Genomic DNA, 15,897 nt, shown 5'->3' on the forward strand with positions numbered 1-15,897 from the left:
AACAGTACATGCATTTAATTCGTAGATCAACCTGATACAGAATTATTTAATTGTGCTATGATTTTTCTCTTAAATCTCATGGATTAAAGTCATTAAAGTCAACTTTGTCATATTTGACATGCGCACTATTTAGGGAGTGGTATGGATAAGCAAACTTCATTAACCATTGATTATGCAAAGGCCATTGGAATCTCACTTGTGGTTATTGGTCATACCGCATGGAAACCATTCCAGACGCTAGATCCATATTATTTCCACATGCCCCTTTTCTTTTTCATTGGAGGTTTTTTATGCAGTGGTCGCAAGCCAATTATTAAATGCGTACAAGATACATTCTTTAAATATATAACTTATACATTAGTGACATACGCCATAGTTGCATGCATTGCCATTTCCATTAAGTTGTCATTCAATGCGCCAATTAATGTCGGACAACCATTTGCAAATAATGTCATTGATACAATTAAGTTAGCTCTTGAAAGAAACTTTCATAATAACCTTTATTTTCTAGTTGGTTGGTTCCTGCTTGCTTATGCTATTTCATCATTAATTTTAAATTGCTTTATTAAATTAACATTAAAATCTAATGATGATAATATTAAAACATTCATATCCATTACCACGATTTGGTTTATTTTGATAGCATCATACTTAATAACATCAAACAAGGAGAACTACTGGAATCAATACCTTAATCTAACAATACAGGTCCTTATGGCTTTTTGTTTTATGCTATTTGGTAATATTACCAGAAGACATAAAAGTAAATTCAATAATGTTTATGTTGCTGTTTTATCATTCTTAATAGTTAGCATAATGATTGCGAATAATCTTTATGGCTTGCCTGTAATGGCATGGAGCATGTACAAGCCGAATGTGTTTTTGTTTTTTGCGGGTGCTCTACTTGCTATTTATGTGGTTATGTTTACCGCAAACTGCATTGCAAGGTCCTGTGAAAATAGCAAACTACTCCTGCTATCAGCATATAGTAAAAGCATCATGTCATACCATTTGGTGTTTTTCCTGTTTTTGGATGCGGTAAGCTATAAAATTTTCAACTATAATATTGAACTGGCAACTCCTACTAAGCATTACTACACAGCTAACTCATGGGTGTTTTATATCACCCTACCATTAATGCTAATACCTTTATTAGCATATTACTTTGACAAGGCTAAAGTTTTCATAATGGTGAAGGTTTTACCCTCCACCATAAAAAGATTACAAAACCTTATTTGAGACATCAATCCCTGAAAAAGATGTGGTTCCAGTTAGTGAGACTGTCAGGCTGGAATCACATGCAGGTGCAAGTAAAACCTCAACGTATGCACATCCTGAATTAGCAGGCTTGTATGCATGATCTCTTTTCTTCCATGTTCCTTCTGGATATAACTGCAACGCGGAAGTGTTTACAACTGTACCAGATGAATTTAGTTCTCTATAAAGAACACAAGCCTGAGAAGCCGTCCCGGCAAGCACACGAAGGGACACATACACATAGTCTGCTGTGGTCGCCGCTACTGTGTAGACGGTTAGTGACTGTACAGATGCTGCATTATTGTCATTAAGCATAAATGCATACGGAACATCAATTGGATGGGTCGCCGCGTCTGTTTTCGCTGGTGACGTCGAGGTAACATTTTGCATTAGTCTGTCGTAGTTCATTACCTTAGGGTTGTACACTCTCCACGGTTTCGTGTCCTGATACACAATATTACCTGATCCGAATCGGCAACCATCCGAACCATTTCTGACCGCACCAGTAACATAAACATCATGGCCGTTGTTTATGCTCGCCTCGAAGTTACAACCTCTAGTAACAAGATTTCCTAAAGAATTATTTTTAGGGACTATTGGATTGTTTGTAACCCCATCAATCCTACCAGATATGTATTCAAATGATACGCCAGCTCCGTTACAGTTTTCAGCGGTGGTGTTTTCAACAAAAACATTAGACGCGTTAATTACTCTTATAGCATGGTTGTTAACTCTGTTAATGTAATTATTCTTTATTCTGATTTGCAGACTTTGATGATAGTTAGCCTCAGATGGATATTTATAATCTGTAATAAGAACTCCTGCAACACCTGCTGAGCTGGTTTGTGCTGCATAATATTGCGTGTCGTGGATATCAACATCCTCCCCCTGGCACTCAATTAAATTTTTTGTATTCTGAGACAAACCTGTCTGAACACCAATAACATCGCTGACCATAGCTTTTCTAACGCCGTCAAGACTAATGTGGCAATCATTAATATCATTAGACCTAACCTTATTGATGATTATTTTTTCACATCCTCTTTTAATGTCAGCTATAGTTCTATGCCCCTTACCTGTCGCATTGATACATGCAACATTCCTAATTGAATAAGTACCATAGGAGCCAGGTGAATCTATTGCACCATTCATACACTTAAAGGAGTTAAAACCAACTGAAGTAAGCAACGGGTCAGTGCCTTCGCTCGTACAATCAACGTAGCCAATTCCATCAATTTGACCACCTGCCGTTGTGTATCCCTCCCAACCCTCGTGCGGACAGTTTTTGAAGTGACAGCGCAAGGCGAGTATGTTACGACCAATTGCAGTACCTTTAAAATGCCAGCAAAAAGCCCTGATGACTTTTTGTGGAGCAATTGTCGATATGTCATAGCCATCCTGATATTGCCCATCAAACCCAATATCTTCCAGCATTGCGAAGTCTAAACTTTGGGTTGGGTCCTTCCTGCTGAACCATGCGTACACACCATCTCCGTAGGTGCCAACTTCTGATCGTGTCAATGATAACGGCTTGATTACCGTATTAAACCTCCCGGCGCCTTTCCAGTAAAACCAATCCCCTATCTGAACTCGGCCTGTGAAGCGGATTTCTGCTATACCACTAAAATCAATCGGCAACCGCAGTGACTCCGATAAATCCTGCAATTGCTGAATGATTGGAGCGCAATCAATGCCACTTTTCACGCCATACAGCTTCGCAGAAATAACACCTGCTGATGAGGCGAAGTTTCCTATCAGGAGTGCGCCATCATCTTCAGCGAGCTGCTTGCGCAGAATGTCACTAACATCCACTGCAAGCCACTTACCTTCACCAACCCCACCAGTTGAATCCGGGGTCGATCCAGCTGGAACGGATTTTGGCAGGGTAGAAAGGTCGTCCCATCGATACCATACCCCTGTAGACTCATCCTGGATGATATCACCAGCTGCGCTGATAATAGCCCCATCCTGAAACGTGCCGACAGTATTCCAGCCGAGATTATAAATTTGCTGGAGAACAAGCTGCTTCAGCCCTTCAAGCGTGTAATGAGCATTGCCAAAGCGATCGATGTATTGCAGCGCCAAAGACGTAACGAATTCGTCAATTTTCCCCGCGTTAAACTTCAGGTCGCGCGGTGATTCGCTTGGTACAGACAAATTGGTAGGTTGCGTAGCCATATTGATTCCATAAAAAAACCCGGCGCGGTGGCCGGGTCTGGTTGGTCGGGGACGGTTCTTATTGGTAGATGGCGTCGCTGTATTCCGCGACAGTCAGAGATACCGTGTTATCTGTGTTCGGTTTGATGCTGTTGACCGTCCATAGTTGACTGTCCAGCTCCTCCACTGTCGCAATGAGATAGCGCGACGGGAGCTGAACAGTGTCTCCGTTCCATATATTGAGCTGAATGTCGGGTATTGCCGCGGTGAAACCGTACTTCGTGTCACCGCGGGCGGTGGCCGGATAACGCAGTGTCGGGTTACCCAGACTGTCGGTCACCAGCACGTACATAGAACCGGTATCCTCAATGAGAAAACTGCGAATAAATATACATCAAGCAGCCTCCTTGGTGGTCCACTGCTGACGCTCTTTCTTCAGCTTATCCGCCAGCCCCTCGTTGAAGATGCTGCCGTCGTCGTTGAGCAACACAGGAATCTGGCCGCAGTAGCAGTGATATTTGTTACCATCCCGCGAGTAAAATTCCCTGACCCAATCTGTCGTTTTTACCTTTCCGTGTTCAGCGGCGTGCCACCACCTGGTGGTCGGCTTAAGCGCTGACAGCCACAGCAGGCCGGTGCTCAGCCCAAGCCGGTCAGCGGCCCAGTCCGTTTCGTTCCACTGCGCCTGCCTCAGCGCGCCGACCTGCTCGGTCTGAGCGATGTTTTTCGCTTTCGACATGGACACATCGAGGCGCTTACTGATTACGCTGGCTGTCTCGCGGGGATTCACGCCGCGCGCTACCGCATCGGTGATGATGTTTGTCAGGTCGCCGCGGGCGGTGTCGCTGATGACCTTCCAGTCACTGAACGTTGTCAGCCTGGCCGCCGCAATCTGGTTCAGGTAGCCCGGGCTGCTTAAAAGCTGCTGTAGCGTCGTCTGGCTGGCGTACACCTGCGACTGAACCGACAGGTTGGTGAAGGCGTTTAGCGTGCCGCGGTCATATTCCGCAATGACGTAGTCCATCGCCCACAGGTTCTGACTGCCGCCTTCAAGAAGCTCATCATCCAGAATCGACTGCACCACCTGGAGCAGATCGGCCAATTCAGCAGCGGTCATGTCATAGACGAACTTACCGGCATTGACTTGATACAGCGAAGGTTCTGCGCCCTCGTTGTTGCACATCATCCAGGACTGCTGTGCGTTCGCCTCACGCTGCTGCCCAGTCAGCCGCAGATCAAACAGAGCCTTAAGCCTGCGCTTGATGTTCAGATACCGGTCTTCGATATCATTGAACATCCTGCTGACCTGCCGCGAGGACTGCGTAGGGTCAGCTTTATTGCGCGGTACGATCGGCGTCCCGATTCTGGTTTGCGCTGTCATCATCATCTGTCAGCGGATCCTTATCGGTTTGCTTTACATCAGGGTTAGGTGGCGACATGACCTTGCGAGGTTCCAACTCACCGACTGCGCGGATTTCGTTTTCATCCACTGCCGGAGTGCCGTATGCCTGCTGAGTATCTTTCGCCACGACAGCCATTGCCTGCATGTTGGCAATCTTCTCTTTCTCACTCGGAGCGAGCAGATCAGACCATGCCAGCGTAACCTCTCCGGATGAAGGCGGGTCAATGACACCTACTGTCCAGAAGCGCTCAAGCACGGTCTCTACAATCGTTGACTGGAATCCCCATCGGCGGCCGTTACAACGCTTCGCCCAGTCTGTTTTGTCCTCATCGGAGGCAAGGCGTCCCGTCTGTTGACCAAACAGTATGGTGAACGGGCACTGAATCGAGGATGCAAACTCGTTGGCGGCCACCGTCCATGTAGGGGATGGATCGGCGGCTGCTACGGAAAGCACCGACGGCGTGCCGGCCTGCATAACCAGGGCCGCATCCGTGCCACGGTTCATCTTGGCGACTTTGTCGTTAAGCGCCTCGCCCAGGTCTTTGTAGCCAGATTCTATGGCTTGCTTTGACAGGTTCGCAATGTTGGTTTCTTTGTCGAACGCAATCCCGAGCTGGCGACTTGCATTCTTCAGGAAACCTTCGGCACTACCACCAGATACCTTTTCGAGGTCGAGAAGTTTGTTGTAACCAGCGCGCAGGAAAGGCACGCCAGAGAGCATGTTCTCGTCTTCTGAGCCTTCGCAGAGAATGATGATTCTCTCTGGGTGCACGGTAACGCCGCGCACCGGGCCATACGTGCCATCATCACCAACTGGCTGCTCGTTGAAGTTGTACGAGATTGGCTGGCCGTACGTTTCTGAAAGCGTGTCTGTATCGAAGTTGCCTGGCTTGATCTGCGATTCCCACGCGGGGATTAGCTTAACGATAGGTCCGCTACCGATATTTCGCAGGGATTTAACCTTCGCCCGATCTACCGGCTCATGCCATTCCCTGCCGTCGCGGAACTGAATGAGCAATGCCGAGTACCGGCCAACAAGATTGCGGCGATCCGCATCCTTAATTTTCGGCCAGTGCTTCTTCAGCAGCTTAGTGGCTGACTTTTCCCAGTCCGTTGTCTCGGTTGACTCCTTACCGTCGTCGCCGTCGATGATCGTCGGGTTATCAACCCAGCACGAATCAAGAAGCTTATGGACTGCGGCAAACGCCACCGCGTTGCGCTCGTATGCCCGGTAGTAGCGGTCGAACTCGAGACTGTTTGGATAGCCAAACTCATCCCACAACTTCGTGCGTTTGGTATTTCCCGGCTGGCCTGCGTACAGCATGCGCTGCCGCCCGATAGCATCAGCAAGGGCATTAACGAGGAATGAAACCTCGCTTTGTTGTTCACTCACTGATGAGCTCCTTAGAAGAATACTGCGCCGACCTGCTTGTGATTGTTCTTCGCTACTGCAAAGTAACGGAAGCCGTCAGCACCGTGTGATGTGAAGTCATGAAGCGGTTTATCTTTCCAGCATCCGCGCTTGTCGTCCCACTCCTTGCGGTAGCCCTCGAGGTGAGATATGCCCTCGGCACACTTCTCCTCATCGAATACACAGGACGGAAGGATTTCGCGCACCGACTCAATGCCAGTGTCTATTCCCACTTTCGGAACCACCTGAAACGTCATGCTGTAAACCTGCCCGTCGATTTCATACCCTTCACGGGCAAGTTCTCTGCGGGATTTGGCGTCAGCACCGAATTCACGGTTATCGATGTCGTGCGGACCCCAGTGCTCACCGTACTCATAACCCCTATCCTTCAGCACCTTCATGTAGTGCCTCAGCCCCTCTCCGGAGTTTTCGTAGTAGTCGATGATGTGGAATTCTTCGCCGACCTCGCGAACGAACCAGATCGCCGTGGAGTCCCCCACGCCGATATCCCAGAACGTGTGCACCGGGAGGTGTGAGTTATCCGGGATTTGGCCGATCCGCTTATTGGTGTAGAGCCAGCGGAATTGCTTGGCGTAGTACGCGCCCTCGACCGACTGCTGGAACGCCTCAGCCGGAATGGTCGGGTATCACCGTCGGTGCGATCCGCATTCAGCCGTATCATGAGTTTGCCCGCAACCTGCCGGTGCCAACCAACCTTAACCTGATCCATCTGAAACCGCTGCGCGGTACCGGCCTGGTTGTGTTCTCGCCAAGCCTGGTATTCATCGCGGTGGATAACCTGTTCGGTGGCGATGGCCGTTTCCCGACCAAAGTGGAAGGCCGCGAGTTTACCCATACCGAACAGCGCGTGATTAACCGCATGCTGAAGCTGGCGCTGGAATCCTACAGTGACGCGTGGAAAGCGATTAACCCGCTGGAAGTCGAGTACGTGCGTTCCGAGATGCAGGTGAAGTTTACCAACATCACCACCTCCCCGAATGACATCGTCGTGAACACCCCGTTCCACGTCGAGATCGGCAACCTGACGGGCGAGTTCAACATCTGCCTGCCGTTCAGCATGATTGAACCGCTGCGCGAACTGCTGGTGAACCCGCCGCTGGAGAACTCACGTCACGAAGATCAGAACTGGCGTGAAAACCTGGTGCGTCAGGTGCAGCATTCGCAGCTGGAGCTGGTAGCCAACTTCGCCGACATCTCCATGCGCTTATCGCAGATCCTGAAATTACAACCCGGCGACGTTTTGCCGATAGATAAACCCGACCGCATTATTGCCCATGTGGATGGCGTACCCGTGCTGACAAGCCAGTACGGCACGATTAACGGCCAGTATGCGTTACGCGTTGAGCACTTGATCAACCCGATTTTGAATTCGCTGAATGAGGAACAGCCCAAATGAGTGACATGAACAATCCGTCCGATGAAAACAGCGGAGCACTGGACGATCTGTGGGCTGACGCGTTAAACGAGCAGAAAACGACGCCGACGAAAAGCGCGGCAGACGCGGTCTTTCAGCAGTTAGGCGGCGGCGACGTCAGCGGCACGTTGCAGGACATCGACCTGATTATGGACATTCCGGTCAAGCTGACCGTTGAGCTGGGTCGCACCCGCATGACCATTAAAGAGCTGCTGCGCCTGACGCAGGGTTCCGTGGTGGCGCTTGACGGTTTAGCGGGTGAGCCGCTGGATATTCTGATCAACGGCTACCTGATTGCACAGGGCGAAGTAGTGGTGGTGGCCGATAAATACGGCGTACGTATCACCGACATCATTACCCCTTCCGAACGCATGCGTCGTCTGAGTCGTTAAGTATGAAAACCCAGGCAACACTGTCCGCGCCCTCCGCCGTACCCGGCTCACCGCTGCTCCAGGTGAGCGGCGCGCTGTTCGGTATTATTGCCTTTATCCTTATCGCCGCCTGGCTGGCAAAGCGTTTCGGTCTGGCGGGGAAAACGGCCGGTACCCGCGGGTTGAAGGTCAGCGCCAGCACCCCGCTAGGACCGCGCGAGCGCGTGGTCATTGTGGAGGTGGAAGATGCACGACTGGTGCTGGGCGTGACCGCCTCCAGCATTAACGTCCTCCACACGCTCCCCCCTGCGCCTGTCACGGTGGAGGCTAACGCCCAGGCCCCTGCGGATTTCCAGTCCGTAATGAAGAGTTTGCTCAAGCGTCCCGGGAGATCCTGATGCGCCGTTTGTTATTCCTTACGCTGACAGGCCTGGGCCTGTTCGCGCCCTCTGTGTATGCGCAACTGCCGGGGCTGGTTTCCACGCCGCTGGCGAACGGGGGGCAAAGCTGGTCCCTGTCCGTGCAGACGCTGGTATTCATCACCTCGCTGACCTTTATCCCGGCGATCCTGCTAATGATGACCAGCTTCACCCGCATCATCATTGTGTTTGGCCTGCTGCGCAACGCGCTCGGCACGCCGTCCGCGCCGCCCAATCAGGTGCTGCTGGGTTTAGCCCTGTTCCTGACCTTTTTCATTATGTCGCCGGTTATCGACAAGATTTACACCGAGGCCTACCAGCCGTTCAGCGAAGATAAAATTTCCATGCAGGTTGCCCTGGAAAAGGGCGCGCAGCCATTACGTGAATTTATGCTTCGCCAGACGCGCGAAGCGGATCTGGCCCTGTTTGCCCGTCTCGCTAACACCGGTGAGTTACAGGGGCCGGAAGCGGTGCCGATGCGTATTCTGCTCCCGGCGTATGTGACCAGTGAGCTGAAAACGGCGTTCCAGATTGGCTTCACCATTTTCATTCCGTTCCTGATTATTGACCTGGTGATCGCCAGCGTCCTGATGGCGCTCGGGATGATGATGGTCCCGCCCGCAACCATTGCCTTGCCCTTTAAGATCATGCTGTTCGTGCTGGTCGACGGCTGGCAGCTGCTGGTCAGCTCGCTGGCGCAGAGTTTCTACAGTTGAGGAGCGCGCAATGACGCCTGAGTCGGTCATGATGATGGGCACGGAGGCGATGAAAGTCGCGATTGCCGTCGCCGCGCCCCTGCTGCTGGTTGCGCTGGTCACCGGTCTGATTATCAGTATTCTCCAGGCCGCCACGCAGATTAACGAAATGACCCTGTCGTTCATCCCGAAGATCATTGCCGTCTTCGTGGCGATTATCGTTGCCGGGCCATGGATGCTCAATTTGCTGCTGGACTATATGCGCAACCTGTTCACCAATCTGCCTTACATCATCGGCTGACGGACGATGCTGCATTTCACCAGCGATCAGTTTGTTCAGTGGCTCGGGATCTATTTCTGGCCGATGCTGCGCATCATGGCGCTGATCTCCACCGCCCCCATACTCAGTGAAAAGTCGGTGCCTAAACGCGTCAAAATTGGGCTGGGCATCGTTATCACGATTATCGTTGCCCCTACCCTGCCGGCGGTGGATATCCCGATCTTTTCCCCGAATGCGATCTGGATTGCCCTGCAACAGGTGATGATTGGCGTGGCGGTCGGGTTTACGATGCAGCTCGCCTTCGCCGCGGTACGAACGGCGGGTGAACTTATCGGTTTGCAGATGGGCCTGTCTTTCGCGACGTTCGTTGACCCGGGCAGCCATCTGAATATGCCCGTGCTGGCGCGTATTATCGACCTGCTGGCGATGCTGTTGTTTCTCTCGTTCAACGGCCACCTGTGGCTCATCTCGATGCTGGTGGACACCTTCCACACGCTGCCGATTGGCGACAACCCGGTAAACAGCAACGCGTTTCTGGCGCTGGTGCGGGCTGCCGGGCTGATCTTCCTCAACGGGCTGATGCTGGCGCTGCCGATCATTACCCTGCTGCTCACCGTTAACCTCGCATTAGGTTTACTCAACCGAATGGCTCCGCAGTTGTCGGTATTCGTCATCGGCTTTCCGGTGACTTTGACGGTTGGCCTTTTATTAATGTCATTATTGATGCCACTTATAGCCCCCTTCTGCGAGCATTTATTCAGCGAGATATTCAATCTGTTAGCGGATATTGTCAGCGAACTTCCACGCAAATAATAACCCGTAGTGTTTGCAATGTCTTTCTGAGGATATTCCTAAAAATAATCTCGAAAAACATCTACCAGGATATATCTGACGCGGTTTAAATGTTTCTAACCACCTCACAATACTTAATATTTACTTTACTTTAAGATGATTCCTGGCAAATTATACGTAACTTTACGGGATAGTGAGTTCGCCTGAAAGTCTTTGTCATGCTCACAGGTTTTATTAGATTTTTTCCATCCCGTATGGCTGTTTATGAGCTCTCAGGCAGGTGGTGAATTATCGTTACGCATTGAGTGAGGGTATGCCATGTCAACGATCATTATGGATTTATGCAGCTACACCCGGCTAGGGTTAACCGGGTACTTAGCAAGCAGAGGGGTAAGAAAGAGAGACATCAACGATGCACACACCGTTGAAGAACTCGCAGCCGCTTGTGACGCCCACAAGCCCGGCGTGGTGTTTATTAATGAGGACTGTTTCATTCACGACCCCGCTAACAGTCAGCACATTAAGCAGATCATTAATCAGCATCCTAAGACCCTGTTTATTGTTTTTATGGCGATCGCCAATATTCATTTCGATGAGTATTTGTTGGTGCGTAAAAACTTATTAATCAGTTCGAAATCGATTAAACCAGAGTCGCTTGATGATATCCTGGGCGATTATTTGAATAAAGAAGTTAAGAATGTAGGGGCGGTTAACTTACCCACCCTATCATTAAGCAGAACTGAATCAAGTATGCTAAGAATGTGGATGGCTGGACAAGGGACAATTCAGATCTCAGACCAGATGAATATCAAGGCAAAAACAGTATCGTCACACAAAGGAAATATTAAAAGGAAAATTAAAACGCATAATAAGCAAGTCATATACCATGTCGTACGCCTGACAGATAATGTGACGAATGGGATTTTCGTTAATATGCGCTAATTTGCACGGCCATGTTGTACCCTACCTTGATCTCTGGCCTGGCCAGAGATTTTGCTTTTCAGTAGCCGGAGCCGGGGAGAAGATGCCCCCGACGCCGCCCTATTCCGCCGTTTCCACAAAGATCCCATCCGGGTGCCCCAGTTCGTTGAAGAACCAGATGCCGAGCGGGTAATCTTCCAGCGACACCAGATACATTGTGCCTTCATTAAACTCTTCTATAGCCAGCACCACGCCCGGGCGGCGCGGCCCACCGTCCGTTTTGACGGTTACCCGATCGTTGACCTTCATACATTCCTCCTGTGGTTTTGAGCCAGTGTAGAACAAATTGCATTGCCTGGCATCGCCACCTGGCGCGAATGGCGTTTTTGTGTGCGGTCTATACTTAACTGTTGAGACGATTAAATGAGGAACCCGCCATGAAGACCGACAAAGAGTACAGCGACACCATTAAGCGTGAGGTTGAAGTGGATGTCGATGCCCTGCTTGCCGCCATCAATGAAATCAGTGAGTCCGAAGTTCATCGCGCGGAGGATAATTCCGACCGTGTCGTGGTCAATGGTAGGGATTACCATACCTACCGTGAACTGGCTGAAGCATTCGAGCTGGATATCCATGACTTTAGCGTCTCGGAGACGAACCGCTAAGGCGAAAAAAATCCCGGTCATGGGGATGACCGGGATCAAACTTGCTTATGCAAGAAGCACTTGTAAATTCGTTACACCAGGAAATCTGATGCAGGTAAGACATTATCCCCAACGGAATAGTCTTACAAGCATATATTCTCTTAGCGAATATTATATTTTATACATGTGAATTTTGGTTATGAGTATAAACATGCGCCGCGTGTGGGTTTGTCGGGATCGTTTCCACTTCAACGGCGCGTCAATGCCTGTTTTTTTAAGATTTATCTTAGGTGAAATCATCACCCGGGAGACGTTATGCCTTCGTTTGAGGAGACTCTGCTTGTTTTTACCGACCTCGACGGCACGCTGTTGGATTTTCACACACTCGACTGGCAGCCTGCGGCCCCCTGGCTGGAAAAGTTAATGGATGAACAGGTACCGGTCATTCTGTGCAGCAGCAAAACCGCGTCCGAGATGGATGACATCCAGCAGGAGCTGGGGCTTGGCGGGTTGCCCTATATTGCGGAAAACGGCGCGGTGATCCAGCCTGACGTACGGTGGGAAAACGCCGCACGGTTCATCTCAGAAAAGAAGCATGACGATATCCGGCAGTGTATTGCCCGGGTACGTCAGGAAATGCATCTTAAATTCACCACCTTCGATGACGTGGATGAGCGCGTGGTCGCCGGATGGACTGGGCTGAGTCGTCCCCGCTCAGTGCTAGCGCGTAAACACGAGGCTTCCGTGACGCTGATCTGGCGTGACAGTGATGAACAAATGGAACGCTTTGCCGCCGAACTCGCCCGGCAGGGGCTGAAGATCGTCCAGGGAGCACGCTTCTGGCATATCCTGAACACCTGCTGCGGCAAAGACGCGGCGGTTCACTGGCTTGTGGACCAGTATCGCCTGCACGAGGGTTCCGAACCGACGACGCTGGGCCTGGGCGACGGCCCGAATGATGCCCCGCTGCTGGACAGCGTAGGCTTTGCCGTCGTGGTGAAAGGCTTCAACCGGGAGGGCGTCAGCCTTAAGAACAACGATCCCGCCCGGGTTTATCACACTCAGCACACCGGGCCGACCGGCTGGTGCGAGGGGCTTGATTACTTTTTGACGTGATCCTGCCAGATGACCCGGTTACGCCCGCGCTGTTTCGCCTCATACAGACGCGCATCGGCGGTGGATTGCAGATTTTCGAAGTGATAATTGCCCTTCTCCTGCGCGCCAGAGACGCCAAACGACGCACTTACGCGCAGGGTGGTACTTTTCTTAATCAGGATCTCTTTGCTGTCGATACGCTCGCGGATCTGCTCTGCGACTTCCGCCGCCTCTTCAAGCGTCATGCCCGGCAGCACCACACAGAACTCTTCGCCCCCGACGCGTCCGGCAATATCTTTAGTCCGGAGGGTGCTGGCAATCAGACCCGCGGCATGGGACAACACCTTATCACCCGCCTGATGCCCGAACCGATCATTGATGCTCTTGAAGCAATCAAGATCGATCTGAATGACCGAGAAAGGCAGCGACTGCTGTTCACACTGCTTCGCCAGCATTTTCGCCTGCTCGAACAGCGACCCACGATTATTCAGCCGGGTCAGAGGGTCGTGCCAGGCCTGCCATTGCAGCGAGTTCTGCATCGAATACATATTACTGACCATGCGCCGGATCACCAGCCATGAGATGAGCAGCATCGCGGTGAACAGCGCCCAAAGCAATGCCAGCACAATGCTGATGCTGCCGAAATCACCGCGCACCCCTTCATCCAGGGTGTGCACGCGCAGGACGATGCCATCAAAATGGTCGAGACGCTCCCAGCTCACAAAACGACTCCCCAGGCGAATGCCACCTTCGGAATCCGATTCTATCGCGTGCGCTATCTGCGCTAATTCGCGCGCGTCAAAATGATTAACGTCCGCAGCCGGTGATTCAGACGTTGCAAGCTGAGTAAGCCGACTGTCATACAGTTGGTCTTCCCCTTCCGGGTTATCGCCCACGGCTTCCACCAGCAGGCGACGCAGGGTGGCAAAGGTGAAATCCATCGCCACCACGCCATACCAGACGTGATTGTAATAAACCGGCACGCTGGCGGTGATCAGCGGCTTTTTGCCGACAAAGGTGGAAGGCGGCGAGATAAACCAGCGCACGGCACGCGCACGGTTTTCACGCTCGGACTGTTGGGTAAACCAGGGCTGAGTGACCAGATGGTAATAGCGCTGCACGATATCGCTGGAATTTCCCGGCGTATCCGTTTCCAGAAAGAATCCGGCGCGAGAGACATAAATCACGCGCTCTTCGTTGCGGGAAGGGCTGGATGCCAGACGCAGCAAATACCCCACTTCAAGCGCGGCGGACAGTTCATTATCAAGGTACTCATCATCACGGTTCAGAAGGGTCGTCTTTTCAACGAAGGCATCCGAAACACCGTTGATCGGTAACGTGCGCTGTTTATCAACCGCAATTTGCCAGCTGGGGGACGTGCGCAAATGCGCAAAACGCTTTACCGCATCATGCAGCACGCCAAACGCCAGCGGCGTTTCCAGCGCATCACGCATGCTGTGGCGAAAAAACAATATCTTATCGACGCTGAACTGAAGCTGTCTGTCCAGCGCACTGGCAACCGTTTCCAGATGGTTACGCTGGCTGGAGATATAAGCATCTTCCAGTACCACAACCTCGCGCCAGGTCAGGAGGGTGGAAAAGATCAGGACAACGATAAAACAGAAGTTAACAATCAAACGGGGATTGCTACGCTTATGCAGCCACTGCAAAAAAGATTGTTTTACAACAAAGGTATCGTGCTGCACACACACTCCCTGATTGTCGCTCACCATCCGATATGATAAGTCTTCTGCCAGTAAAAACGCCCGGCAAGGCCGGGCGTTGTGTGATTAAGCCTTGTCGCGTTTTTGCCTTTTATTAGCAGGCTGAAGCTCGTCTTCGCGAAAAGCCTCCCGCTTAATGCCGTATCCATCATGCCACCGACACTCCACCATTCCGCTGGAATACCCGGTGACGATCATACCTGGACCACCATTTTTGGGCTTAACTTCATCACTGATCAAAAAGACCATACCTGCCTCCTGTATCAGGGTGAAACGTTTTCAATTTAGACGAGGAATGGTCTTTTTGCATCCGGGGTCAGCAATAATTAATGCGATTTCCCGCGTACTTTTTCAACCAGCTTAACAACGGCTACCACAATCAGACCGACGATAAAGCCCAGTACGAGGTTAAGCAGTGTGGGCAGAATTGCAGCAACTACCGCTCCCTGGCCTGACGCAAAATGTTCAATCATGTGATGCAGCGAAGCAACACCGTGCACGATAATTCCGCCGCCGACCAGGAACATCGCCAGGGTTCCCACCACCGACAAGGTTTTCATCAGCCACGGCGCCAGCACCAGCAGGCTTTTCCCAATGCCGCGCGCGATTGCGCTGGATTTTTTTTCCAGCCAGAAGCCGATATCGTCCAGCTTGACGATCAGCCCGACCAGGCCATAAACCCCTATCGTCACGAGGATCGCAATGCCGGACAGGATCAGCACCTGGTTCATCAGAGGGGCATCTGAGACGATCCCCAGCGTAATCGCCACAATCTCGGCTGAGAGGATGAAGTCCGTGCGGATCGCGCCTTTGACCTTATCGCGTTCAAACGTTTTTGGATCCTGTGCGGCCAGCGCTTCCAGACGCTGCTGGCGCATTTCCGGGGTGTCTTTCTCTTTGCGTGCAGCGAACATATGCAACACTTTTTCGGCACCCTCGAAGCACAGGAACGCCCCGCCAATCATCAGCAGGGGCGTAATGGCCCAGGGTATAAAGGCGCTAATCAGCAGCGCCAGCGGAACGAGGATCACCTTGTTAATAAAGGACCCTTTCGCAACGCCCCACACCACCGGCAACTCACGGTTCGCCCGCACGCCGCTGACCTGCTGCGCGTTAAGCGACAAATCATCTCCCAGTACCCCGGCGGTCTTTTTCGCCGCCAGTTTTCCCATAACCGAAATGTCATCCAGCAAGGTGGCGATGTCGTCCAGTAATGTTAATAAGCTACTTCCTGCCAAAATCTCTTTCCTTCTTTTTTTGCTAATTAAGTGAATAGTATGGAACAAAACTCACC

15 protein-coding genes and 4 pseudogenes are annotated in these 15,897 nt (G+C 51.3%); 10 read left to right on the forward strand and 9 right to left on the reverse strand.

Annotation, left to right across the window (positions count from 1 at the left end):
* The first annotated feature begins 141 nt into the window (after positions 1–141).
* On the forward strand, positions 142–1,239 hold the full coding sequence (locus AC4OVU_RS13525) for an acyltransferase family protein (RefSeq protein ID WP_491928702.1): 1,098 nt from the start codon (positions 142–144) through the stop codon (positions 1,237–1,239).
* On the opposite strand, the gene AC4OVU_RS13530 is transcribed toward AC4OVU_RS13525, so the two are convergent.
* The 5 genes and pseudogenes from AC4OVU_RS13530 to AC4OVU_RS13550 form a co-directional block, all read right to left on the reverse strand.
* On the reverse strand, positions 1,222–3,435 hold the full coding sequence (locus AC4OVU_RS13530; RefSeq protein ID WP_110292984.1) for a tail fiber/spike domain-containing protein: 2,214 nt from the start codon (positions 3,433–3,435) through the stop codon (positions 1,222–1,224). The genes AC4OVU_RS13525 and AC4OVU_RS13530 overlap by 18 nt on opposite strands.
* Before the next feature lie 58 nt (positions 3,436–3,493).
* Positions 3,494–3,775: pseudogene (locus tag AC4OVU_RS13535) on the reverse strand (phage tail protein); the annotation flags it as partial.
* Between the two features lie 33 nt (positions 3,776–3,808).
* Complete coding sequence (locus AC4OVU_RS13540) at positions 3,809–4,795, reverse strand: phage minor head protein (protein WP_165852144.1); 987 nt, start codon at positions 4,793–4,795, stop codon at positions 3,809–3,811.
* Positions 4,749–6,209, reverse strand: coding sequence for a DUF1073 domain-containing protein (locus AC4OVU_RS13545; RefSeq protein ID WP_110292986.1), 1,461 nt, complete (start codon positions 6,207–6,209; stop codon positions 4,749–4,751). Before AC4OVU_RS13545 ends, AC4OVU_RS13540 begins: the two co-directional genes overlap by 47 nt.
* Positions 6,210–6,220: 11 nt before the next feature.
* Positions 6,221–6,874 (reverse strand): annotated as a pseudogene (locus AC4OVU_RS13550) (terminase); the annotation flags it as partial.
* On the opposite strand from AC4OVU_RS13550, the pseudogene fliM reads away from it, so the two are divergent.
* The 7 genes and pseudogenes from fliM to rcsA form a co-directional block, all read left to right on the forward strand.
* Positions 6,874–7,644: pseudogene (gene fliM / locus AC4OVU_RS13555) on the forward strand (flagellar motor switch protein FliM); the annotation flags it as partial. The pseudogenes AC4OVU_RS13550 and fliM overlap by 1 nt on opposite strands.
* Entirely contained in the window at positions 7,641–8,054 is a 414-nt protein-coding gene (gene fliN / locus AC4OVU_RS13560; protein ID WP_003859592.1) for a flagellar motor switch protein FliN, read from the forward strand. The pseudogene fliM and the gene fliN, both read left to right, overlap by 4 nt.
* 2 nt (positions 8,055–8,056) lie before the next feature.
* The gene (gene fliO / locus AC4OVU_RS13565) at positions 8,057–8,431 is read left to right on the forward strand and encodes a flagellar biosynthetic protein FliO (protein WP_015572438.1); all 375 of its coding nucleotides are present in this window, start codon (positions 8,057–8,059) and stop codon (positions 8,429–8,431) included.
* Complete coding sequence (fliP, locus tag AC4OVU_RS13570) at positions 8,431–9,168, forward strand: flagellar type III secretion system pore protein FliP (RefSeq protein ID WP_015572437.1); 738 nt, start codon at positions 8,431–8,433, stop codon at positions 9,166–9,168. Before fliO ends, fliP begins: the two co-directional genes overlap by 1 nt.
* Positions 9,169–9,178: 10 nt before the next feature.
* Positions 9,179–9,448 (forward strand): flagellar biosynthesis protein FliQ, encoded by a 270-nt coding sequence (gene fliQ, locus AC4OVU_RS13575; RefSeq protein WP_003859587.1) that lies wholly within the window; start codon positions 9,179–9,181, stop codon positions 9,446–9,448.
* Positions 9,449–9,454: 6 nt separating this feature from the next.
* Positions 9,455–10,250: pseudogene (fliR, locus tag AC4OVU_RS13580) on the forward strand (flagellar biosynthetic protein FliR).
* Between the two features lie 287 nt (positions 10,251–10,537).
* Entirely contained in the window at positions 10,538–11,161 is a 624-nt protein-coding gene (gene rcsA / locus AC4OVU_RS13585; protein ID WP_017383340.1) for a transcriptional regulator RcsA, read from the forward strand.
* A 99-nt stretch (positions 11,162–11,260) separates the two neighbouring features.
* On the opposite strand, the gene dsrB is transcribed toward rcsA, so the two are convergent.
* Positions 11,261–11,449, reverse strand: coding sequence for a protein DsrB (gene dsrB / locus AC4OVU_RS13590; RefSeq protein ID WP_003859583.1), 189 nt, complete (start codon positions 11,447–11,449; stop codon positions 11,261–11,263).
* Positions 11,450–11,577: 128 nt separating this feature from the next.
* Between dsrB and yodD the strand changes: the two genes are divergently transcribed.
* Both yodD and AC4OVU_RS13600 read left to right on the forward strand, forming a co-directional pair.
* The gene (gene yodD, locus AC4OVU_RS13595; protein WP_017383339.1) at positions 11,578–11,805 is read left to right on the forward strand and encodes a YodD family peroxide/acid resistance protein; all 228 of its coding nucleotides are present in this window, start codon (positions 11,578–11,580) and stop codon (positions 11,803–11,805) included.
* A gap of 294 nt (positions 11,806–12,099) precedes the next feature.
* The gene (locus AC4OVU_RS13600) at positions 12,100–12,900 is read left to right on the forward strand and encodes a mannosyl-3-phosphoglycerate phosphatase-related protein (protein ID WP_110293044.1); all 801 of its coding nucleotides are present in this window, start codon (positions 12,100–12,102) and stop codon (positions 12,898–12,900) included.
* On the opposite strand, the gene dgcQ is transcribed toward AC4OVU_RS13600, so the two are convergent.
* From dgcQ to AC4OVU_RS13615, 3 genes are all read right to left on the reverse strand, one after another.
* On the reverse strand, positions 12,885–14,585 hold the full coding sequence (dgcQ, locus tag AC4OVU_RS13605; protein WP_110293043.1) for a cellulose biosynthesis regulator diguanylate cyclase DgcQ: 1,701 nt from the start codon (positions 14,583–14,585) through the stop codon (positions 12,885–12,887). The two genes, AC4OVU_RS13600 and dgcQ, sit on opposite strands and share 16 nt — an antisense overlap.
* Positions 14,586–14,669: 84 nt before the next feature.
* Positions 14,670–14,852 (reverse strand): YodC family protein, encoded by a 183-nt coding sequence (locus tag AC4OVU_RS13610; RefSeq protein WP_003859574.1) that lies wholly within the window; start codon positions 14,850–14,852, stop codon positions 14,670–14,672.
* 77 nt (positions 14,853–14,929) lie between these two features.
* Complete coding sequence (locus tag AC4OVU_RS13615; RefSeq protein WP_017383336.1) at positions 14,930–15,841, reverse strand: DUF808 domain-containing protein; 912 nt, start codon at positions 15,839–15,841, stop codon at positions 14,930–14,932.
* Positions 15,842–15,897: the final 56 nt, after the last annotated feature.

The organism is Enterobacter sp. 6722112, from assembly GCF_058661685.1.